This window comes from Tardiphaga sp. GW822-FHT04G09 (assembly GCF_058800725.1).
Map to the genome: position 1 here is coordinate 428,508 of NZ_JBXAMO010000002.1, position 19,458 is coordinate 447,965.

The window sequence follows — 19,458 nt, forward strand, 5'->3', positions numbered from 1 at the left end:
ACTACTTCGGCAACGTCAGCACCGCCGATTGCGCGTAGCCGCGGAACGGGCGTTTGAAATCGAGATTGGCATGGTGACGCTCGGCGAGCGTCTTCAGCACATCGAGAAGTTCGCGGCGCGGCGTCACGTCGAACAGTGTCAGCCAGCGCAGCAGCAGTGTGCTGGCGAGTTTGGGCAACCGCTCCTGATGGCCGAAATCGACGATGTGCAGTTGTCCGCCGGGCTTGAGCTGCGACACGGCGTGATCGAGCACATCCTGCCAGCTCGGGATCATCGACAGGGTGTAGGAAATCATGACGTGATCGAATGACGGAACGGCGAAGATGCGTGCCGGATCGAAATTCGTCGCATCGCCATGGGCGACGCGGACGGTATCCGCGAGGTCGTTGCGTGCAATCGATGCGATGGCCGTGGTCAGCATCTCGGTCGAAATATCGATGCCGTAAAATACCGCCTGTGGATATTTCCGGGCAGCCTGAACGAGATTGCGGCCGGTACCGCAGCCGATCTCCAGCACCAATGCGCCCGGCACCGGCGCCAGTTCGGCGATGAGCTGGTCGCGGCCGAGAAGATAGTACCGGCGCGTCGCGTCATAGATGAAGCGCTGCCAGCGATACATCCGGTTCATGCGATGCGTGGCCTCGTTCGACCACGCAGGCTGACCGCCATCCTCGTATTCGGAGACAATCGTCATGGCTCACCTCATCGCTCAACTATCAGCGCGATCCTTTTCATCGCCACACGACAGCGGTGTGACAGTGGCTTTGTGGCAAGAAAGTCGCTGATTGGAGAAGGTTCTGTCGCAAAACCGCAGTCTGCGCTTGATAAAAATATCAGATTGTCGATTCGAAGGGTCCAAGAAGCCGATGAATACGCATCTGATCGCCGACGCCGTTCGCAATAGCCGTGGTCGCGAGGAAACGACGATCTGGGACAGGCTGTTTGCCTTCTGGTTCCGCCGGCTGGTCTACACCCAGATCTGGGAAGATCCCGAAGCGGATATGGCGGCACTGCAGCTGGCGCCCGGTTCGACCATCGTCACCATCTCCAGCGGCGGCTGCAATGCGCTGTCCTATCTGTCGGCGAAGCCCGAGCATGTCTATGCGGTCGATCTCAACGAGGCGCATCTGTCGCTGTTGAAGCTGAAACTCGCCGGCTTGCGCGCGCTGCCGAACTATCAGGACTTCTGGAAATTCTTCGGCGAAGGCGCGTCGGATACCAATGTGGGTCTGTACCGCGAACGGCTGCGCCCGCTGCTCGATGCCGAAGCGCGCGGCTATTGGGACGAACGCGATATCCAGGGCCGCCCCCGTTATGGTTACTTCAGCGACGGCTTCTATCGCCATGGCGCGCTCGGCCGCTTCATCGGCTTCGCGCATGGTCTGGCGAAGCTCGCCCGCATCGATCTCAAGGCGTTACTGCACGACGACGCCCAGTCGCCCGCGCGCAAGCGCGCGCTGGAGCGCCTGCACTGGCTGTTCCATTCGCGGCTTGCCCGTATGATGACGAAGACGCCGGCCCTGTTGTTCAGCCTCGGCATTCCGCCGCAGCAACGCACGCTGCTCGGCGGCAATCAGCCGCTCAATGAAGTGCTGCATCAGCGCCTGCTCGCGCTGATCGACGTGCATCCGAACGCGAACAATTATTTCGCCTGGCAGGCGCTGAGCCGCAGCTATGTCGGCCCCGGCGACAAATGCCTGCCACTGTATCTGCAGCAGAGCCGCTATGCGGAAACTGCCAGCCGCGCCGCGCTGGTCACACCGGTCCATGCCAATCTGCGCGTGTTCATTGAGAGTCTGCCGGCCCGCCAGATCGACGCGGTGGTGCTGCTGGATTCGCAGGACTGGATGGCGCCGGACGAAATCCGTGCGCTGTGGGATGCGATCGACCGCGCCGGCAATGACGGCATCCGCGTGATCTTTCGCACGGCCGGCGCCGAATCGCCGCTGGACGACCCGGAACATGCTTCGCTGCGCGAGACGTGGCAGCGCGACGACGCGCGCAGCGCTGCAGGTCTGGCTGCGGATCGCTCAGGCATCTATGGCGGGTTTCATCTGTATACGCGGAAGGGGTGATCCTAACCTCGCCTCGCTTGCGGGGAGAGGTCGTCCTTCGCATGCGTAGCATGTGAAGGCGGGTGAGGGGGACTATCCTCATGCTCGGAGCCTGCTGATAGTCCCCCTCATCCGTCTCGAACGCGCTTCGCGCCTTCGAGCCACCTTCTCCCCGCATGCGGGGAGAAGGAATCGGCTCACACCCCCAGATAAATCTGCTGGATGTACTTGTCGCCGGCGATCTCCGCCGACGTTCCCTCACGGATCGTCCGCCCGTGTTCCAGCACATAGATCCGATCCGCGATCCGCAGCGTCGATGTCGCGTCCTGTTCGACGATCAGGATCGCTGTACCGTCTTTCCTGATCTGCTGGATCGAGTCGAAGATCAGTCCCTTTAGCCGCGGCGCGATGCCGACAGAGGGCTCGTCGAGCAGCAGCAATTCCGGACGTCCCATCAGCGCGCGGCCGATGGCGACCATTTGCTGCTCGCCGCCGGACAGTGTGCTGGACTGTTGCCATTGCCGTTCGCGCAGCACCGGGAACAGCGCGAAGACGCGCTCCAGGTCCTTCTCGACGTCGGCGTTATTCTTGCGAAGGTAAGCGCCGAGCTGCAGGTTCTTCAGCACCGAGAGTTCCGAGAACAGCTTGCGCCCCTCAGGACAGTGGCAGATGCCCCTGGCGACGACATTATACGGCTCGATCGGATGCAGCGACGCATCCTTGAAGTTCAGCGTACCCTGCGAGGCGATGCTGCGCGAGATGGCCTTCAGCAGCGTGGTCTTGCCGGCGCCATTGGGGCCGAGCACGCCGACGAGTTCGCCTTTCTCGACCTTGATCGAGACGGACTCGATCGCCAGCGCCTTGCCATAGCTGACCTTGAGATCGGCGACTTCAAGCAGGGGCATGAGCGTCCTCCGTCTTGCCGATATAGGCCTCGATCACCTTCTCGTTCTTCACGATCTCTTCGGGCGGGCCGATGGCGATGATCTCGCCGAAATTCATCGCGATGACGCGCGATACCAGCGCCATGAATTCGCGGAGTTTATGTTCGATCAGAAGGATGGTGAGGTTTTCCTCGCGATGCAGCCGGCGGATCAGTTGTGCCAGTTGCTCGATCTCGCTGCTCCCCAAGCCTGCAAAAGGCTCGTCGAGCAGCAACAGGTCCGGCCGGGTTGCCAGTGCGCGCGCGATTTCGAGCCGCCTGAGGTCGCCGTAAGGCAGCGTCTCCACCGGCTCCCTGTCGCGTCCGCCAAGTCCGACCTGGGCGAGCAGATAGCTGGCGCGCGCCTCTTTGTCCTTGTCCTCGCTGGCGCGGGGGGACATACAGGCGACCAGCACGTTCTCCAGCAGGTTCATGCCGACGAACGGGCGCGTGAGCTGGAAGGTTCGCGCCATGCCGCGATTGACGACCTTGTATGGCGCGAGCTCACGCACCAGATCGCCGTTGAAATAGATGGTGCCGGAAGTCGGCTGCATGAAGCCGGTGAGGATGTTGAACAGCGTGGTCTTGCCGGCGCCATTGGGACCTAGAATGCCGGTGAACTCGCCTTTCTTCAGGGTGAAGGACGCGTTCTTGACGGCGGTCAGGCCGCCGAAGCGCTTGGTCACGCCGTTGACTTCGAGCAGGTCGGTCATCGGAAACGCTCCGTCATGCGGCGCCACAGGGGAGCGATCAGTCCGTTGGGCAGGAAGAACAGGATCAGCATCAGGGTCAGCGTGTAGATCCACAGCCGGTATTCGCCGAAGCCACGCAGCATCTCGGTGAGCAGCGTCAGCAGGATCGCGGCAACGGCAGCGCCGTAGATCGAGCCGATACCGCCGACATAGACCATGATGATGACGGTGATCGACACCACGACGGAGAACAGCGGCGGCGACACCTGGAGCTGGTAATGCGCGTAGAGCGCGCCGCCCAGACCGGCAAAGCCGGCCGATATCATCAGCGACACGATCTTGTAGAAGGTGACATTGATGCCGGCGGCCTGACAGGTGGCCTCGTCGCCGCGGATCGCACGCAGCAGCAGGCCCCAATGGGATTGCGCCAGCAGCGTCAGCGCGATCACCGTGACCGCCAGAATGGCGAGCACGAACCAGTAGTAATGCAGCGGATTCTTGATGAGGGGATCGAGGCCGTAGAGGCCTTCCTCGCCGCCGGTATATTCCCAGAAGATCAGGCACAGGCGCTGCAGGATGGCGGAGGCCGACAGCATGGCCAGCGCAAAGTAGGGCCCGCGCAGGCGCAGCGTGGGGAAACCCACCAGCAGGCTGAAGGCGATGGCGATGACGACGCCCAGCGGCAGGCTGATCCACGGGCTGGCGGACCAGATGCTGGAGAGGAAACCGGCGGTATAGGCGCCGGTGCCGATGAACAGCGAGTGTCCGAAGTTCTCGCGGCCGGTGAGGCCGGACATGAAGTCCCAACTCGACGCCCAGATGCCGTAGATGGCGCACACTGTCAGCACGCCGGTGAGATAGTTGCTGGCGGCGAACATGGGCGCCAGCGCGAGAATGGCGACGACGATGATCCCGCCGGCGATATCAATCGGTGAAATGCGCTTCATGTCAGAACGCCGCCCGTCGACCAAGGATTCCGGATGGCCGTATCATCAGCGTGACGACGACCGCGACCAGCGACACCAGCTCGGTCCATGATGACGAAATCAGATAGGCCACGATGGTCTCGGAATAACCGAGGATCAGCGATGCGATGATACTGCCGGGGATCGAGCCCAGCCCGCCAACGATGACAATGGCGAAGGCCTTCACCATCGGCAGCAGGCCCATGGTCGGCTGCACCGTAAGGAACGGCGACACCAGTACGCCAGCGAGCGCCGCAGTGCCGGCGGAGATCGCCATCACGATGGAGAAGATGCGGTTGGTCGGTATCCCCATATATTGCGCGGCTTCCGGATCCTGCGACACCGCGAGGATGGCCGCGCCGAGGCGCGTGCGCTGGATGAACAGCCACAGGCCGAGCAGCACGAGGACACCGGCAACGAGTGCCAGCAGGCGCTGGCCGGAGATATCGACGCCGCCGATCGATAGCTTGTCAGCGACGAATGAGGGGACGTTGCGATATTCGGAGCCGAAAGTGATGAACAGCGCCTGCTCCACAGCCAGCGACACAGCCAGCGTGATCATCAATACGGCAAGCTGTGACGATCGCAGTGGACGCACCAGAAAGCGCTCCATCACCACGCCGAAGCCTGCGACCATCAACACTGCCAGCGGTGCAGCGATGAAGAGCGGAACGCTGAGTAGCGAGGTGAGGACATAGGCCGCATAGGCGCCGAGTGCGTAGAACGAGCCATGGGCGAGATTGAGGATGCGGGCGACGCCGAAGATCAGGGTGAAACCAACGGCCAGCATCGCATAGATGGCGCTGGAGACCGCGCCGTAGATCAGAATCTGAAGCATGAGAACCCGCTGTTGAAGACCGGACAGAAGAGGGCGAACGCGTGAAGGTTCGCGCCTCCCTTTTTCCGGCCGGCGAGAGGATCGCCGGCCGTGCGGTTACGCTGCGATCATGATGATCGCGATCAACAGGTCAGTTGCTCATCCAGGGCGGCGCGATCATCGGTCCGGTGGCGGCTTCCTTGGGCCAGACAACGACGCGCTCGCCGTTCTTCTGCCACTGCACGAACAGGAGGTTCTGCAGTCCCGGTCCGGTCTTCACGTCGTGAAGTTCGTCGAAGACAAGCTTGCCGGCGATGCCGACATGGTCGGTCTTTTCGAGCTCCTTGATGACCGCGTCCGGTTCGATGGAGTTGGCGCGTTTCACGGCGTCCGCATAGACGTAGACCGAGTCGTAGGCGCCGATGCCGGTGTAAACAGGGGCGGTGCCGAAGCGCTTCACGAATTCATCCCAGAACGGAATGGTCTTTGGCGTAAGCGGCGCGCGGATCGCGAACATGCCGACGGTTTCGGCATTGGCCTTGCCGCTGACGCGGGTGAAGAAGTCGGCGTCCTGGCTCTTCACGTCGATGCCGCCGATCGGAATCGGCACCTGAGCGTCATGCCACTGCTTGACGAAGATGTCCGAGGAGGCGTGCGACAGGATCACGATCAGATACTGCGCGCCGGAATTTTTCACCTTGGCGAAGAGCGGCGAGAAGTCCGAGGTCGAGGTGTCGAAGAACTCGGCCAGCGTCACGTCGGTGCCGCCCTCGGTGGCGCCCTTCTTCAGGATCGGAACGAGGTCCTGCACCCATTTGGCGTTCTCGCCGACAATGGCGATCTTCTTCAGGCCCATTTCGCCCTTGAGTTTGCCATTGATGAAGTCGACCAGCGCGCGGGCCTGATGCGCGGCGTTGATGGGGAAGGCGCGGAAGATGTATTTGTAGTTGTCGTAATCCGACTTCACCTTGGCGGTGATCGCGGGCGATGCAGCGCCGACGCCGATATAGATCGTCTTGGCGCTGGAAATATGCGGCAGCTGGGCCAGCGTCACGCCTGACGTATAGCCGCCGATCAGCACATTCACCTTGTCGTCTGCGGTGAGCTTCTTGATCGCGGCAATGCCCTGTTCGGGATTCTCGGTCTCGTCGGCGACAACCATTTCGAGCTTGCGGCCGAGCAATCCGCCTTTCGCGTTGATTTCTTCGATGGCCAGCTTGGCGGCGTTCTGGGTGTCGCGGCCGACCTGCAGCTGGACCGACGTCGGAATGCCGATCTTGATCGGCGCTTGCTGGGCAGATGCTGGAGCAGTGGAAGCAAGGGCGCCAGCAACAATCATACTCGCAGCCGCAAGCGGCCTCAGAAATGAGTCCATGGTGTCTCTCCCTAGATGCATCTGGGTCGTTGCCCGATGCTTTTTTGTGTGATCACAGACTGCCAAGTGCGGCGAGAGCAAGTCAAGGAGGATTGCGCGTAGCAACACTGTGTCGCGGATTAAATTGCGAGCATTCACAACGTGTTTCTCTGCTGCGATGCGATGACGCGGATGAGCAATGTGCCAGCAGTTGTAGATGCACAATCAGCTGTGCGAGGCTTGACGCCCTTGGATCATCTCGCCGGATGAGCATGGAGAAGCCGGGATGGAGGAACGGAGTGCAGACACCAGGTCGGCCTTTCAAGCTATTCGCGCCATCGACTACACGGTCATCTTCGTCCGCGACATGGAGGCGATGCGTTGCTTCTACGAGACGGTGCTCGGCTTTTCGCTGCAGCGCGTGCTATCGTCCGGCTGGATAGAATTTCGCATCGGCGGCAACACGTTAGCCTTGGCCATACCAAGCCGCACCGCGTCAGATAGTCCGGTCCCGGTTGGCAGTGCAGCACTTCAGCTTGCCTTCAAGGTTTCCGTTGCGGAGGTAGATGCGTGTGCAGAGGAATTGGTGCGGAAAGGTATCAGCCTCGTGTCGCCGCCGACCGATCAGGTCTTTGGACATCGCACGCTGTTCTTTCGCGATCCCGACGGGAATTTGCTGGAGGTGTTCGCTGATATCTAGGCGCCACCGGTGCTCTGCACGCGATCGGACGCACGTAGTCGCAGCAATGACGCGGATCGCATGATGCGCAACGGTCGCGCGTTTGGTGTTCGGAATCGTCTGCCAAGGGGTGGGACCGCCGACGCAGGTAATAACGGCGGCCCCGTGCCGAGCATTGAAATTCGGGGTTGGAAAGCGACTTCCAAACCCCACTGCGCGACGTGGTCGACGCTATCCCAGCCGTGTTTTGTCGCAACTTAAACCAAATCTTAACCTAACCGATTAGGCTTACCTGGCCGGTTTTTCGAGCATTTCTGGCAAGGGTGGAGAATAATCTACTCCGCAGCACGGGCCAGCAGCGTGATATCGTTGGCATTGGCGCAATAGTTCTCGTAATTCGCCGCCGCCGTTTTGGCTGCGAGGTGGGTCCTGCAGGCCCGCTTGTGTGCGCAACTGGCGCAGGCATGGCGCATCTCCATCATATGCGGCGGCTGGATCCTGGCAATGGCGGCCTCGTCGAAGCCGAGCGCGCGCAGCATCCGCGGCAATTCCTCGGCGCCGTTCACGCCCTTGCGCACGATCGTATCGAGATCGCCTGGCGCAAGGCCGAGTTCGTGGGCCATGCGTTTGAACTCGCCGCTGTCGAGCGCGCCGAGTTCGTTGAGCTGGCGGCGCTGGATCAACCAGTCGCCAAGGCGTTCGATGAAATTACTGACGAGGGGATAGGGCTGGACGGATGTCATGGCAGTCTCCGCTGCTGAAGTGATTGAGCGGAGGGTCGGCGCAGCGGCGCGGAGTCGCATTGCGCTGGATCAATTGGGCGGGCCCGAGGGGACGGTTAGTCTTACCGCCAGAAATGCCTGCGCTGCAGGCGCTTTCGGGGAAACTCAGGGCTGGATTCAGCGTTATCCATGCTTAACTTAGCAACATTGTAGTCCAGAAGCCGGAACCGGCCTCGGGAGGCGTAAATGAGTTTGAAGCGGTTGATTGCGGCCTCGGCCGGCATTGCGCTGCTGGCGAATTGTGGTGCCGCGCAGGCCGATTCCTACAAGCCGGGCGAATACCTGCTACTCGATCTGCAGAAGGCCGTGCTGTCGCCGAAATTGCTCGGCCCGCCCGCGTCATTCGAGCCGGTGCAGATTCAGGCCAAAGCCGATGCCAAGACGGATGCCAAAGCCAATCCGGTAAAGGCGACGCCGCGTGTTGCGCGCGCGCAGGCTGCCAAGCCGGTGGCGCAGCGCGCCGCTGCGCAGAAGAAGGTTGCTCGCAGCCGCCGTGGCAATCCGCTCGATGCCAATGCGGCGGATACGCGGGTGCAGGTCTGGCCGTGCCGCACGGGCGGTATCTGCAACTGGAGGAAATGAGAAAGGCGGCGGATGACTCCGCCGCCCGTTCCGTCTTCAAGCCGAGGCCTGATTGATTAGGCCTTGATCTCTTCCACGCCGCACCATTCGGCGATGAACAGCGCCAGCGCCGTCGTCGTCTTCTTCAGCGAGGGCAGGTTGACGCCTTCGTCGAAACCGTGGACGCCGCGCGAGATGCAGCCGTAGTTCAGCGTCGGCACGTTGTCGAACAGCGCATAGACGCGGCTGTCGAGATAGGCCAGCGAGATTTCCGGCTTCGGCTTCTGGCCGAATACCGCTTCATGCGCCGCGGCCAGTGTGGCTTCGGCGTCGGAGCCCGGCTTGAGCTCGTAGCCTTCGGCCTGGAAGCCGTTGAAGGTCACGGTCGGCGGGATGTTCGACAGAAACGGATCCTGATGAGCGAAGGCGGCGACGCAGTCGGTGATCTCCTTCTTTGCAGCTTCGGCGGTCTTGCCGGGCAGCAGCGAGATGCGGAAGTCCACCTTGCACCAGGCCGGGACCGAGGACGCCCAGTCGCCGCCGGCGATCTTGCCGATGTTCAGATTGACCGGCTTCTCGATGTTCTTGAAGTGCTCGTGCTGGTCCTTGGTCGCATTCCATTTGGCTTCCAGCTTGCGCAATTCGCCAATGATGCGATAGGCGCCGTCGATGGCGTTGGCGCCCGTGCCCATGCGCTGCACATGCACCGGCACGCCGCGAACTTCGACCTGGAACCAGACCACACCGATATTGGCGCGGGTGATCGTCTCGTGCGAGGGCTCCGATACCACCACCGCATCGGCCTTGTAGCCGCGCAGATGCGTCATCAGCGCGCCGTCGCCGGTGGACTCTTCTTCCACCACGGACTGCAGATAGACGGTGGCCGCCGGCTGCAGGCCGAGGCTCTTCAAGGCGTCGAGGGCGAAGATGTTGGAGGCGCAGCCGGCCTTCATGTCGCCGGCGCCGCGGCCCTGCATCCAGTCGCCCTGGATCACGGGATCGTAAGGCGGCGTGGTCCACATGTCGTGAGGGCCTTCCGGCACCACGTCCACATGGCCCTGCATGATCAGCGAGCGGCCCTTTTCCTCGCGCGGATAATGGGTGCCGACCACGATCGGCGCGGTCGAGTGCAGGTCGTCCCAGGCGCCGGCGCCGGGATGATGGCCGAGCGCTGCGCGGTCCATCTCGAAGCGCTCCATCTTGTAGCCGCGCGCCTTCATGGCGCGGAACATGAAGTCCTGCATCGTGTGTTCGTTGCCGCGGGTCGAGACATGGCGAACCATGTCCTGAGTGAACTTGACCTGGGCATCGAAGCCCTTGTCGACTGCGGCGATGATCTTGTCGCGAAGTGTGGGATCGAGTGTCATTGATGGTGACCTTGTTCTTGTGTGATGTAATCAGGCGGACAGAGCGGCTTCGAGCTTGTCCATGCCTTCGTCGATGATCTTGTCGTCGGCGGTCAGCGGCACCAGCACGCGCACGGTGTTGAAGTTGACGCCGCAGGACAGCAGGATCAGGCCTTCCTCGGTGGCGCGCTGCGTCACCTTCTTGGTCATCTCCGCATCCGGCGCATCGCTGCCGCGCTCCTTGACGATGTCGAAGGCGATCATGGCGCCGACATTGCGGACGCCCGCGATCGGCACGAGATCGTTGCGCTGCTGCATCTTCTTGAGACGGGCCACGATGTTCGCACCGATGACATTGGCGCGGTCGACCAGCTTCTCCTTCTCGAACACGTCGAGCACAGCAAGCGCCGCAGCCACGGCCAGCGGGTTGCCGGCATAGGTGCCGCCGAGGCCGCCCGGATCGGCAGCGTCCATGATCTTGGCCTTGCCGATCACGCCCGACAGCGGAAAGCCGCCGGCGAGGCTCTTCGCCACGGTGATGAGGTCAGGCTTCACGTCGTAATGTTCCATCGCGAACATCTTGCCGGTGCGGCCGTAACCGGTCTGCACCTCGTCGGCGATCAGCACGATGCCGTTCTCGTCGCAGATCTTGCGCAGCGCCCGCATCAATTCCGGCGGCGCCTGGTGGAAGCCGCCTTCGCCCTGCACCGGCTCGATGATGATCGCGGCAACGCGGGCCGGATCGATATCGGCCTTGAACAGGAAGTTCAGATACTTCAGCGACTCTTCAACGGTGACGTCGAGCTGCGGCACCGGGAACGGCACGTGCCAGACTTCCGGGATCGCGGCGCCGAAGCCCTTCTTGTAGGGCTGCACCTTGCCGGTCATGGTCATGGTCATGGCGGTGCGGCCATGGAAGCCGCCGGTGAAGGCGATGACGCCGGCGCGGCCGGTCGAGGCGCGCGCGATCTTGATGGCGTTCTCGGTCGCTTCCGCGCCGGTGGTGAAGAAGGCGGTCTTGGCGGCGCCGTCGATCGGGGCCAGCTTGTTGAGGCGCTCGGCCAGCGTCACATAGGGCTCATACAGCAGCACCTGGAAACAGGTGTGCGTGAAACGCTCCATCTGCTCGCGCACGGCGGCCATGATGGTCGGATGGCAGTGGCCGGTGTTGAGCACGGCGATGCCGCCGGCGAAGTCGACATAGCGCTTGCCTTCGACGTCCCAGACTTCGGCATTCAGCGCGCGCTGCGCCGAGATCGGGGTGGAATGGCCGATGCCGCGTGGAACGGCGGCTTCGCGCCGTGCGAAGATTTCTGCATTGGTTGGCATGCGAGTTTGTCCTTCAGTTTTTTGGATGTTGTTGTTGGGTGAGAGTGGTTGTGCCGTAGGATGGGTAGAGCGCAGCGAAACCCATCACCCCGGTCGATATGAATGATGGGTTTCGCGAAGACGCTCTACCCATCCTACGAATGACGAGGGCTTGTGCTCTCGTTCATCACCGCGCCGCTTCGAAGCCAGCGAGCGTTGACGTCAGGTTGGCGCCCAGGATGTCGGAGAGATATCCGCCTTCCTGAACGAGCACGGTGGGCAGGCCCATGCGCGCAACGGCTTCACCGATACGCTTGAAGCCCGGGGTGGTGACTTTCAGGGCTGCCAGCGGATCCTGCTCGGACGCATCGAGGCCGAGCGCGAGCACAAGGGCAGTCGGCGCGAACGACTTGATGGTCTTCTCGGCCACAGCGAGCGCATCGATGAAGCCGTCATCGCCGGTGCCGTGGGCAAGCGGGATGTTGAGATTGGTGCCCAAACCATTCCCTTCGCCCTTCTCGTCGGCGAAGCCCCAGACGAACGGATAGTAGTTGCCGGGATCGGCATGGATCGAGATCGTCAGCACGTCCGGTCGCGAATAGAAGATGCCCTGGGTGCCGTTGCCGTGATGCACGTCGACATCGAGGATGGCCACACGCTCATGTTTGGTCCGCAGATGCTCGGCGGCGATCGCCGAGTTGTTCATGAAACAGAAGCCGCCGGCAAGATCGCGATAGGCGTGGTGGCCGGGCGGCCGGCACAGCGCATAGACCGCGTCCTCGCCATCCATCACCATCTGCGCGGCGGTCACGGCGATATCGGTCGCAGCACAGGCGCCGGCCCAGGTGCCGGGGCCGATCGGGGCGGACGTGTCCACCGTATGCCAGCCGAGCTTGCCGACGATATGAGTGGGATAGCTGCCGGGCACGCGGTTCGGATGGATGTTGGGGATCATTTCGGTGCCGTAGTCCGGCAGCTTCGTCCATTCATCCCAGGCGGTTTCGAGAAAGCGCAGATATTCCGGCGAATGCACCCGTGCGCGTGGTCCCTGGCCGAATTCGGTCGGTGCCACCAGCGTGTGTTTGCCGTCATTGAGCCCCTTCAACAGGCGTAGTGCGCGCTCCGGCTGTTCGGTGGTTTTGCGGATCTGGCCGCGCACCAGGTAGAATTGCGGATCGTGGGCGCTGTGCTTGTCGGAATAAACGGCTTTCACGTGGCGGCTCCATTCGTTGAGGAGGGAAGTTCGCGGACCAGCTTGCCGACTTCGCGCCAGGCAGCGCCGATGTGATAGTCGATCCGGGCGGTGATGATATCGGGATGCCCCTGTTCGAGAACTTCGAGCAGCGCCTCATGGGTCTGCGCAATGCGATGCGGATCGTCATAGAGCCGGCCGATCAGGCCGATCGTCATGCGCAGTTCCGAAGCGAGATCGTCGAACAGTCGCAGCAGGCGCTTGCTGCCGGCGATCTCGCAGATCATGCGATGGAATTTGTAGTCTTCCTCGATCTGCCGCGCATGATCGTCGATTCCTGCAGTCTCATGCAAGACGTCGATCTGCCGGCGCAGCATGTCGCGATTGGCCGGCGTCATGTTCTTGGAGGCGAGCACGCCGGCATGACATTCGACGCAAATGCGCAGGTCGTAGATCTCGTCGATATCCGTCGCTTCGAGCTTGCGGACGAAGAAGCCGCGGCGCGGATGCGAGACCAGCAGACCCTGTTGCTCAAGCAGCCGTGCCGCTTCACGGACAGGAGCGCGGCTGACGCCGAGCTCGCGGGCGATGCCCACCTCGACGACCTTCGCGCCGGGCAGCAACTGTCCCTTGATGATGGCCTGGGTGAGGATGCGCGTGACCTGCCCGACAAGATCGGTGTCGGCGAGGGCGGTCAGACCAACTGGAGGAGTAATCAAACGCATGCGGGGGACCCGTTTCTTCCCCTGTACAAGAATTAATCGTCGATTGTCGACAGTTTAATCTTGCGAGCTGCCATGCGATTGTGTTTCCTGCCCGCACCTTAAAAAAGCCGGGGACCACGCCTGTGAATATGCATGCAAACATTACGCCGACCCTCGATGCCGCCAGGCAGGTCCGTGTCGACCTCGCGGCTGCCTATCGTTTGATCCATCGCCTCGGCCTCGATGACAGCATCTACACGCATATTTCGGTGCGCGTGCCCGGCACGCAGGACCGCTTCCTGATCAACCCCTATGGCATGCGCTTCGAGGAAGTGACGGCCGGTAACCTCGTCACCGTCGACGTCGACGGCAAGGTTGTCGACGATCCGCTCGGCCTCGGGATCAACCCGGCCGGCTTCACCATTCACAGCGCCGTTCATGCCGCGCGCCACGATGCGCAGTGCGTGCTGCACACGCATACCGTTGCCGGCGTTGCGGTGTCGTGCCTCAAGGACGGTCTGCAGCCGCTGAACCAGTGGTCGATGCAGTTCACCGATCGTATCGCCTATCACGACTTCGAAGGCATCGCGCTGGACCTGTCCGAGCGCGAGCGCCTTGTCGCCGATCTCGGCGACAAGATGGTTCTCATTCTGCGCAATCACGGCCTGCTCACCTGCGGTCGCTCGGTTGGCGAAGCCTTCAAGCTGATGTTCAACATGGAGCGCTCGTGCCGCGCGCAGCTCGCGATCCTGTCTACCGGTGCAGAGGTCATTCGCCCCTCGCATGCCATTGCCGCGCACACCGCCGGCCAATACGACCGCGGCTACGAGAAGGTGCATGGCGCCGAAGGCGGCAAGCCGGACAGCGAATGGGAAGCCTTCAAGCGCATGCTCGATCGCACGGACGCCGATTACAAGAATTGATCCGACTTCCGCTACACATCGTCAACTGATCTGGGGTACGTGCCAGCCGGCACTAAGGGGAAAGATATGTTGAAGAAATTTGTATTGGCTTTGGCACTGAGCAGCGTGAGCCCGCTCGTCTTCACGGGCACGATGGCGCTCGCGCAGGAGCCGAAGATGGGCGGCACCATCAATGCGGTGATCCAGCCTGAGCCGCCGGGCCTGATGCTCGCGCTGGTGCAGAACGGCCCGACGCAGATGGTCTCGGGCAACATCTATGAAGGCCTGCTGCGCTACAGCAAGACGCTGGAGCCGCAGCCGGGTCTCGCCGAGAGCTGGACCATCAGCCCGGATGCCAAGACCTACACGTTCAAGCTCAAGCAGGGCGTGACCTGGCACGACGGCAAGCCGTTCACTGCGGCCGACGTGCTGTTTTCCATCGAGACACTCAAGGTCACCCACGCCCGTGCGCGCAACAACCTCGTGCAGCTCGACAAGGTCGAAGCGCCCGACGACTATACGGTCGTGTTCACGCTGAAGCAGCCCTTCGGCCCCTTCATCGGCATCTTCGAGGTCGGCTCGATGCCGATCATTCCGAAGCACATCTATGAAGGCACCGATATCAAGACCAATCCGGCGAACAACACGCCGATCGGCACCGGCCCGTTCATGTTCAAGGAATGGAAGAAGGGCTCCTTCATCCAGCTGGTGAAGAACCCGAACTATCACGTCAAAGGCAAGCCCTATATCGACGGCATCTACTGGCAGATCATTCCGGACGCCGCTGCGCGTTCGGTGGCCTACGAGACCGGCAAGGTCGACGTGCTGCCGGGCGGTTCGATCGAGAATTTCGACGTGCCGCGCGTCAGCAAGTTGCCGAACACCTGCGTCACCGGCGACGGCTGGGAGTTCTTCTCGCCGATGGCCTGGATGTGGCTGAACAACCGCAACCCGATCCTTGCCAACAAGAAGGTGCGTCAGGCGATCATGTTCGCGGTGGACCGCGAATTCGCCAAGGACGTGATCTGGAACGGTCTTGGCAAGGTGGCCACTGGCCCGTCGTCGTCGGCGATCAAGTTCTACACCGACAACGTGCCGAAATACCCCTACGATCCGGCCAAGGCCAAGGCGCTGCTGAAGGAAGCCGGCTACAAGGGCGAAAAGATCCGCCTGATGCCGTTGCCCTATGGCGAGACCTGGTCGCGCTGGGGTGAGGCCGTGAAGCAGAACCTCGTCGACGTCGGCATGAATATCGAGACCATCGCCACCGACGTTCCCGGCTCGAACCAGAAGAACAGCGAATGGGATTACGACATCTCGTTCACCTATCTGTATCAGTACGGCGATCCGGCGCTGGGCGTCGGCCGCAACTACGTGACGAGCGCCATCCAGAAGGGCCAGTTGTTCAACAATCTCGAAGGATACTCCAATCCCGAGGTCGACAAGCTGTTCGAGGAGGGCGCGATTGCGACGCCGGATTCGAAGCGCAAGGAAATCTACGACAAGGTCCAGAAGATCCTCGTCGAAGACGTGCCGGTGGCATGGCAGCTTGAATTGCAGTTCCCGACCATCACGAACTGCAAGATCAAGAACCTGATCACCACAGGCATCGGCGTCAATGACGGCTTCCGCGACGTCTGGATCGACAAGTAGCTTTCAACCTGATGCCCGTGACGATCGCTGTGATCGTCACGGGTTTTCTTTGTGTACTCTGACCTGAATGCGATGGACCTCTGATGCTGTCATTCGTTGCCCAGAGGATCGTGAAGGGCGTGTTCGTCCTGATTGCGATCATCGTGATGAACTTCTTCCTGATCCGCCTTGCGCCCGGAGATCCCGCAGCGGTGATGGCCGGTGAAGCCGGCGCCAGCGATGCACAGTTCGTCCAGCAGCTGCGCGAAAAGTTCTCACTGGACAAGCCGCTGCCGGAGCAGCTGTTCATTTACGTGAAGGGTGTAGTCACCCTCGACCTCGGTTTCTCGTTCCGCCAGCAGATGCCGGTCGCGAAGCTGATCGCCGAGCGTCTGCCGGCGACGTTGCTGCTGACGCTGACGGCGTTCGGTATATCGCTGTTGCTGGGCATCACATTCGGTACGCTGGCCGCAAGGTTTGCGGGGACATGGGCGGATACCGCCATCACGGTCTCTGCGCTGTTGTTCTACGCCACGCCGATCTTCTGGGTCGCGCTGATGTCGATCCTGCTGTTCTCGGTCTATCTCGGCTGGCTCCCGAGTTTCGGCTACGAGACCGTCGGTGGAAACTTTACCGGATGGGCTCATGTGAAAGATGTCGCCCTGCATCTGGTGATGCCGGCGATGACCATCGGCCTGTTCTTCATGGCGACCTATACGCGCATGACGCGGGCGTCGATGCTCGAGGTCAAGCGCCTCGACTTCGTCAAGACCGCGCGCGCCAAGGGCCTGCGCGACAATATCATCCAGCGCCGTCACGTGCTGCGCAACGCGCTGCTGCCCGTGGTGACGCTGGCCGGCGTCCACTCCGGTACGCTGGTCGGCGGCGCCGTGCTCACCGAGACGGTGTTTGCATGGCCCGGCATCGGCCGGTTGCTCTATGAGGCGCTCTTGCAACGCGATTATAACCTTCTGCTCGGCGTCTTCGTGGTCTGCTCGGCGATGGTCCTGATCTTCAACCTCGTCACCGACCTGGTCTATCGGCTGGTCGATCCACGCATCGAGTTTGCATCATGAAGAAATTCTGGAAATTGATGCTGCGCAATCCCGGCGGCCTGATCGGTCTGATCATCATCACGATTGCGATCTTCATCGCGCTGTTCGGGCAGATGATCTTTCCGACCTCCCCCTGGCGGATGGTGCAGCGGCCGTTCCTGCCGCCATTCACCAATCCCATGGTGACCCTCGGCACCGATGCGCTGGGCCGCGATGTGTTCGCCGGCCTGATCTACGGCGCCCGCGTCTCGCTGCTGGTGGGTCTGGTGTCCACGACGGTGGCGCTGACCATCGGCGTGCCGGTCGGCGCCATCGCCGGTTATTTCGGCGGCAAGGTCGATGACGCCCTGATGCGCTTCACCGAATTTTTCCAGACCATTCCGAGCTTCCCGCTGGCCATTGTGCTGGTGGCGATCCTGCAGCCGTCGATCTATTCCATCGTCGGGTCCATCGCCATCGTCTCGTGGCCGCCGGTGGCGCGCCTGGTGCGCGGCGAGGTGCTGTCGCTGCGCACACGCGAATATGTTCAGGCGGCCATCGTGACCGGCCAGAGCAATACCTGGATTATCTCGCGCGAGATCCTGCCGAATGCGCTGTCGCCGGTGATCGTGCTGGCCTCGCTGATGGTGGCCAATGCGATCCTGCTGGAATCCTCGCTGTCGTTCCTTGGTCTCGGCGATCCCAACCTGATGTCCTGGGGCTATATGGTCGGTGCCGGCCGCACGGTGATCCGTCAGGCCTGGTGGATCACCGTCTTCCCCGGCATCGCCATTCTCATCTCGGTGCTCGGCATGAACCTGATCGGCGAAGGCCTCAACGACGCGCTCAATCCGCGCCTGGCGAAGGATAGCCGCTGATGACCGCTACCCCCGCCGTTTCCATCAAGAACCTGAAGATTGCCCTGCCGAAGAGCGCCGAACGCCCCTATGCGGTCGATGGCGTGTCCATCGATCTCATTCCCGGAGAGATCGTCTGCGTCGTCGGCGAATCCGGTTCCGGCAAGTCCATGTGCGCGCATGCGCTGATGGGTCTGCTGCCGGACACCGTGAAGACCGAGACCGGCGAAGTTCTGTTCGAGGGCCAGAATCTCCTCAAGCTCGACGAGAGCGGCTGGCGCGAAGTGCGCGGCCGCGGCATCGCCATGGTGTTCCAGGAGCCGATGACGGCGCTCAATCCGTTGATGCGCATCGGCGACCAGATGATGGAGATGTTCGAGGCGCATAATCTGCTGACGCCGAAGGAGCGTCGCGCCAAGGCGCTCAGTCTCGCCAGGGAAGTCGGTCTGCCCGATCCCGAGCGCATCATCCGCGCCTATCCGCACCAGCTCTCCGGCGGCCAGCGCCAGCGTGCGATGATCGCCATGGCGCTCGCGCTGGAGCCGTCGGTGCTCGTCGCCGACGAGCCGACGACAGCCCTCGACGTCACCACCCAGGCGCAGATCCTCAAGCTGATCCGCAACCTGCAGCGCAGCCGCAATATGGCGGTGATGTTCATCACCCACGATTTCGGCGTCGTCGCCGATATCGCCGACCGCGTCGTCGTGCTGCGCCATGGCAAGATCGTCGAGGAAGGCTCGATCGACGCCGTGTTCAGGAATCCGCAGCACGACTACACCAAGGCGCTTCTCGCTGCCGTGCCGTCGATGCACCCGCCGGTGCGCGCGCCGCTGGATGAAAACGCCAAGGCGGTTGAAGTCATAGGCCTCGACAAGACCTATGTGACCTCGGGCGGCTGGTTCAAGCCGGATCGCCGCGTGCAGGCCGCGAATGAAGTCACGTTCTCCATCATGCAGGGCGAGACCGTCGGTCTGGTCGGCGAGTCCGGTTCGGGCAAGTCGTCAGTGGCGCGTCTCGTAATGCGGCTGATCGAGGCTGATCGCGGCACGGTGCGCATTGGCGATGTCGATCTCACGGCACTCGAAGGCAAGGCGCTGCGCGCGCAGCGCCATCGCATCCAGATGATTTTCCAGGATCCGTTCGCCTCGCTCAATCCGCGTCGCCGGGTCGGCCAGATCATCACCGATGGCCCGATCGCCCGCGGTGCCGATCCGAAGGTCGCGATGCAGCGTGCGCGTGATCTGCTCGGGATGGTCGGCCTCGATGCCGGCGCGCTCGACCGCTATCCGCACGAATTCTCCGGCGGCCAGCGCCAGCGCCTCGGCATTGCCCGCGCGCTCGCGATGGATCCGGAGATCATCGTCGCTGACGAAGCCGTCTCCGCACTCGACGTCTCGGTGCAGGCGCAGGTGCTGAAACTGCTGGAAGACCTCAAGGCCCGCCTCGGTCTCTCGATGCTGTTCATCACGCACGACTTGCGCGTCGCAGCGCAGATCTGCGACCGTATCGCCGTGATGCAGCGCGGTGTCATCGTCGAGCTGAAACCGACGGCGCAACTGTTTGCGGCGCCCGAACATCCCTACACCCGCGAATTGCTCGGCGCCGTCCCTGGCCAGAGTTCGCCATCCCAGGCCGCTTGATCTTATGCCGACGCCTT

At 62.2% G+C, this 19,458-nt stretch carries 19 protein-coding genes; 8 read left to right on the plus strand and 11 right to left on the minus strand.

The window, feature by feature from the left end:
• Position 1: 1 nt before the first annotated feature.
• Positions 2 to 694 carry a class I SAM-dependent methyltransferase gene (locus AC1RLZ_RS05755; protein WP_493187829.1) on the minus strand — a complete coding sequence of 231 codons (693 nt, stop codon included), beginning with the start codon at positions 692 to 694 and terminating at the stop codon, positions 2 to 4.
• A 172-nt stretch (positions 695 to 866) separates the two neighbouring features.
• Here AC1RLZ_RS05755 and AC1RLZ_RS05760 point away from each other — a divergent pair, with 172 nt between their 5' ends.
• On the plus strand, positions 867 to 2,075 hold the full coding sequence (locus AC1RLZ_RS05760; RefSeq protein ID WP_493187830.1) for a BtaA family protein: 1,209 nt from the start codon (positions 867 to 869) through the stop codon (positions 2,073 to 2,075).
• 176 nt (positions 2,076 to 2,251) lie between these two features.
• Here the strand turns inward: AC1RLZ_RS05760 and AC1RLZ_RS05765 are convergent, their stop codons facing one another.
• From AC1RLZ_RS05765 to AC1RLZ_RS05785, 5 genes are all read right to left on the minus strand, one after another.
• A complete protein-coding gene (locus AC1RLZ_RS05765) occupies positions 2,252 to 2,959 on the minus strand; it encodes an ABC transporter ATP-binding protein (RefSeq protein WP_371421865.1) in 708 nt (235 codons plus the stop codon).
• Positions 2,946 to 3,689, minus strand: a complete 744-nt coding sequence (locus AC1RLZ_RS05770; protein WP_493187831.1) for an ABC transporter ATP-binding protein — start codon at positions 3,687 to 3,689, stop codon at positions 2,946 to 2,948. Before AC1RLZ_RS05770 ends, AC1RLZ_RS05765 begins: the two co-directional genes overlap by 14 nt.
• Positions 3,686 to 4,615: a branched-chain amino acid ABC transporter permease gene (locus AC1RLZ_RS05775; RefSeq protein ID WP_371421867.1), complete on the minus strand. Its 930-nt coding sequence runs from the start codon at positions 4,613 to 4,615 to the stop codon at positions 3,686 to 3,688. Before AC1RLZ_RS05775 ends, AC1RLZ_RS05770 begins: the two co-directional genes overlap by 4 nt.
• A 1-nt stretch (position 4,616) precedes the next feature.
• Positions 4,617 to 5,471 carry a branched-chain amino acid ABC transporter permease gene (locus AC1RLZ_RS05780; RefSeq protein WP_493187832.1) on the minus strand — a complete coding sequence of 285 codons (855 nt, stop codon included), beginning with the start codon at positions 5,469 to 5,471 and terminating at the stop codon, positions 4,617 to 4,619.
• A 130-nt stretch (positions 5,472 to 5,601) separates the two neighbouring features.
• On the minus strand, positions 5,602 to 6,825 hold the full coding sequence (locus tag AC1RLZ_RS05785) for an ABC transporter substrate-binding protein (protein ID WP_493187833.1): 1,224 nt from the start codon (positions 6,823 to 6,825) through the stop codon (positions 5,602 to 5,604).
• 265 nt (positions 6,826 to 7,090) lie between these two features.
• Between AC1RLZ_RS05785 and AC1RLZ_RS05790 the strand changes: the two genes are divergently transcribed.
• Positions 7,091 to 7,504 (plus strand): VOC family protein, encoded by a 414-nt coding sequence (locus tag AC1RLZ_RS05790; protein WP_493187834.1) that lies wholly within the window; start codon positions 7,091 to 7,093, stop codon positions 7,502 to 7,504.
• A gap of 314 nt (positions 7,505 to 7,818) precedes the next feature.
• On the opposite strand, the gene AC1RLZ_RS05795 is transcribed toward AC1RLZ_RS05790, so the two are convergent.
• The gene (locus tag AC1RLZ_RS05795; RefSeq protein WP_493187835.1) at positions 7,819 to 8,226 is read right to left on the minus strand and encodes a DUF6455 family protein; all 408 of its coding nucleotides are present in this window, start codon (positions 8,224 to 8,226) and stop codon (positions 7,819 to 7,821) included.
• Between the two features lie 225 nt (positions 8,227 to 8,451).
• On the opposite strand from AC1RLZ_RS05795, the gene AC1RLZ_RS05800 reads away from it, so the two are divergent.
• Positions 8,452 to 8,847, plus strand: a complete 396-nt coding sequence (locus tag AC1RLZ_RS05800) for a hypothetical protein (RefSeq protein WP_493187836.1) — start codon at positions 8,452 to 8,454, stop codon at positions 8,845 to 8,847.
• A 56-nt stretch (positions 8,848 to 8,903) separates the two neighbouring features.
• Here AC1RLZ_RS05800 and AC1RLZ_RS05805 read toward each other — a convergent pair whose 3' ends face one another.
• The 4 genes from AC1RLZ_RS05805 to AC1RLZ_RS05820 form a co-directional block, all read right to left on the minus strand.
• Positions 8,904 to 10,193: an ArgE/DapE family deacylase gene (locus tag AC1RLZ_RS05805; RefSeq protein WP_371421872.1), complete on the minus strand. Its 1,290-nt coding sequence runs from the start codon at positions 10,191 to 10,193 to the stop codon at positions 8,904 to 8,906.
• A 30-nt stretch (positions 10,194 to 10,223) separates the two neighbouring features.
• Complete coding sequence (gene gabT / locus AC1RLZ_RS05810) at positions 10,224 to 11,501, minus strand: 4-aminobutyrate--2-oxoglutarate transaminase (protein ID WP_371421873.1); 1,278 nt, start codon at positions 11,499 to 11,501, stop codon at positions 10,224 to 10,226.
• Between the two features lie 166 nt (positions 11,502 to 11,667).
• Complete coding sequence (locus AC1RLZ_RS05815) at positions 11,668 to 12,693, minus strand: histone deacetylase family protein (RefSeq protein ID WP_371421874.1); 1,026 nt, start codon at positions 12,691 to 12,693, stop codon at positions 11,668 to 11,670.
• A complete protein-coding gene (locus tag AC1RLZ_RS05820; protein WP_493187837.1) occupies positions 12,690 to 13,397 on the minus strand; it encodes a GntR family transcriptional regulator in 708 nt (235 codons plus the stop codon). Before AC1RLZ_RS05820 ends, AC1RLZ_RS05815 begins: the two co-directional genes overlap by 4 nt.
• 128 nt (positions 13,398 to 13,525) lie before the next feature.
• Here AC1RLZ_RS05820 and AC1RLZ_RS05825 point away from each other — a divergent pair, with 128 nt between their 5' ends.
• From AC1RLZ_RS05825 to AC1RLZ_RS05845, 5 genes are all read left to right on the plus strand, one after another.
• A complete protein-coding gene (locus AC1RLZ_RS05825) occupies positions 13,526 to 14,299 on the plus strand; it encodes a class II aldolase/adducin family protein (RefSeq protein ID WP_493188002.1) in 774 nt (257 codons plus the stop codon).
• Between the two features lie 66 nt (positions 14,300 to 14,365).
• Entirely contained in the window at positions 14,366 to 15,931 is a 1,566-nt protein-coding gene (locus AC1RLZ_RS05830) for an ABC transporter substrate-binding protein (protein ID WP_493187838.1), read from the plus strand.
• 83 nt (positions 15,932 to 16,014) lie between these two features.
• Positions 16,015 to 16,986, plus strand: coding sequence for an ABC transporter permease (locus tag AC1RLZ_RS05835; RefSeq protein WP_371421877.1), 972 nt, complete (start codon positions 16,015 to 16,017; stop codon positions 16,984 to 16,986).
• Positions 16,983 to 17,822, plus strand: coding sequence for an ABC transporter permease (locus AC1RLZ_RS05840; protein WP_371421878.1), 840 nt, complete (start codon positions 16,983 to 16,985; stop codon positions 17,820 to 17,822). The genes AC1RLZ_RS05835 and AC1RLZ_RS05840 overlap by 4 nt, the downstream gene beginning before the upstream one ends.
• The gene (locus AC1RLZ_RS05845) at positions 17,822 to 19,441 is read left to right on the plus strand and encodes an ABC transporter ATP-binding protein (RefSeq protein ID WP_493187839.1); all 1,620 of its coding nucleotides are present in this window, start codon (positions 17,822 to 17,824) and stop codon (positions 19,439 to 19,441) included. Before AC1RLZ_RS05840 ends, AC1RLZ_RS05845 begins: the two co-directional genes overlap by 1 nt.
• The last annotated feature ends 17 nt before the right edge of the window (positions 19,442 to 19,458 follow it).

Bases quoted from the DNA above. Each gene is read 5' to 3' on its own strand.
- AC1RLZ_RS05755 (WP_493187829.1), bottom strand. From the start codon at position 694: ATGACGATTGTCTCCGAATACGAGGATGGCGGTCAGCCTGCGTGGTCG.
- AC1RLZ_RS05760 (WP_493187830.1), top strand. From the start codon at position 867: ATGAATACGCATCTGATCGCCGACGCCGTTCGCAATAGCCGTGGTCGC.
- AC1RLZ_RS05765 (WP_371421865.1), bottom strand. From the start codon at position 2,959: ATGCCCCTGCTTGAAGTCGCCGATCTCAAGGTCAGCTATGGCAAGGCG.
- AC1RLZ_RS05770 (WP_493187831.1), bottom strand. From the start codon at position 3,689: ATGACCGACCTGCTCGAAGTCAACGGCGTGACCAAGCGCTTCGGCGGC.
- AC1RLZ_RS05775 (WP_371421867.1), bottom strand. From the start codon at position 4,615: ATGAAGCGCATTTCACCGATTGATATCGCCGGCGGGATCATCGTCGTC.
- AC1RLZ_RS05780 (WP_493187832.1), bottom strand. From the start codon at position 5,471: ATGCTTCAGATTCTGATCTACGGCGCGGTCTCCAGCGCCATCTATGCG.
- AC1RLZ_RS05785 (WP_493187833.1), bottom strand. From the start codon at position 6,825: ATGGACTCATTTCTGAGGCCGCTTGCGGCTGCGAGTATGATTGTTGCT.
- AC1RLZ_RS05790 (WP_493187834.1), top strand. From the start codon at position 7,091: ATGGAGGAACGGAGTGCAGACACCAGGTCGGCCTTTCAAGCTATTCGC.
- AC1RLZ_RS05795 (WP_493187835.1), bottom strand. From the start codon at position 8,226: ATGACATCCGTCCAGCCCTATCCCCTCGTCAGTAATTTCATCGAACGC.
- AC1RLZ_RS05800 (WP_493187836.1), top strand. From the start codon at position 8,452: ATGAGTTTGAAGCGGTTGATTGCGGCCTCGGCCGGCATTGCGCTGCTG.
- AC1RLZ_RS05805 (WP_371421872.1), bottom strand. From the start codon at position 10,193: ATGACACTCGATCCCACACTTCGCGACAAGATCATCGCCGCAGTCGAC.
- gabT (WP_371421873.1), bottom strand. From the start codon at position 11,501: ATGCCAACCAATGCAGAAATCTTCGCACGGCGCGAAGCCGCCGTTCCA.
- AC1RLZ_RS05820 (WP_493187837.1), bottom strand. From the start codon at position 13,397: ATGCGTTTGATTACTCCTCCAGTTGGTCTGACCGCCCTCGCCGACACC.
- AC1RLZ_RS05825 (WP_493188002.1), top strand. From the start codon at position 13,526: ATGCATGCAAACATTACGCCGACCCTCGATGCCGCCAGGCAGGTCCGT.
- AC1RLZ_RS05830 (WP_493187838.1), top strand. From the start codon at position 14,366: ATGTTGAAGAAATTTGTATTGGCTTTGGCACTGAGCAGCGTGAGCCCG.
- AC1RLZ_RS05835 (WP_371421877.1), top strand. From the start codon at position 16,015: ATGCTGTCATTCGTTGCCCAGAGGATCGTGAAGGGCGTGTTCGTCCTG.
- AC1RLZ_RS05840 (WP_371421878.1), top strand. From the start codon at position 16,983: ATGAAGAAATTCTGGAAATTGATGCTGCGCAATCCCGGCGGCCTGATC.
- AC1RLZ_RS05845 (WP_493187839.1), top strand. From the start codon at position 17,822: ATGACCGCTACCCCCGCCGTTTCCATCAAGAACCTGAAGATTGCCCTG.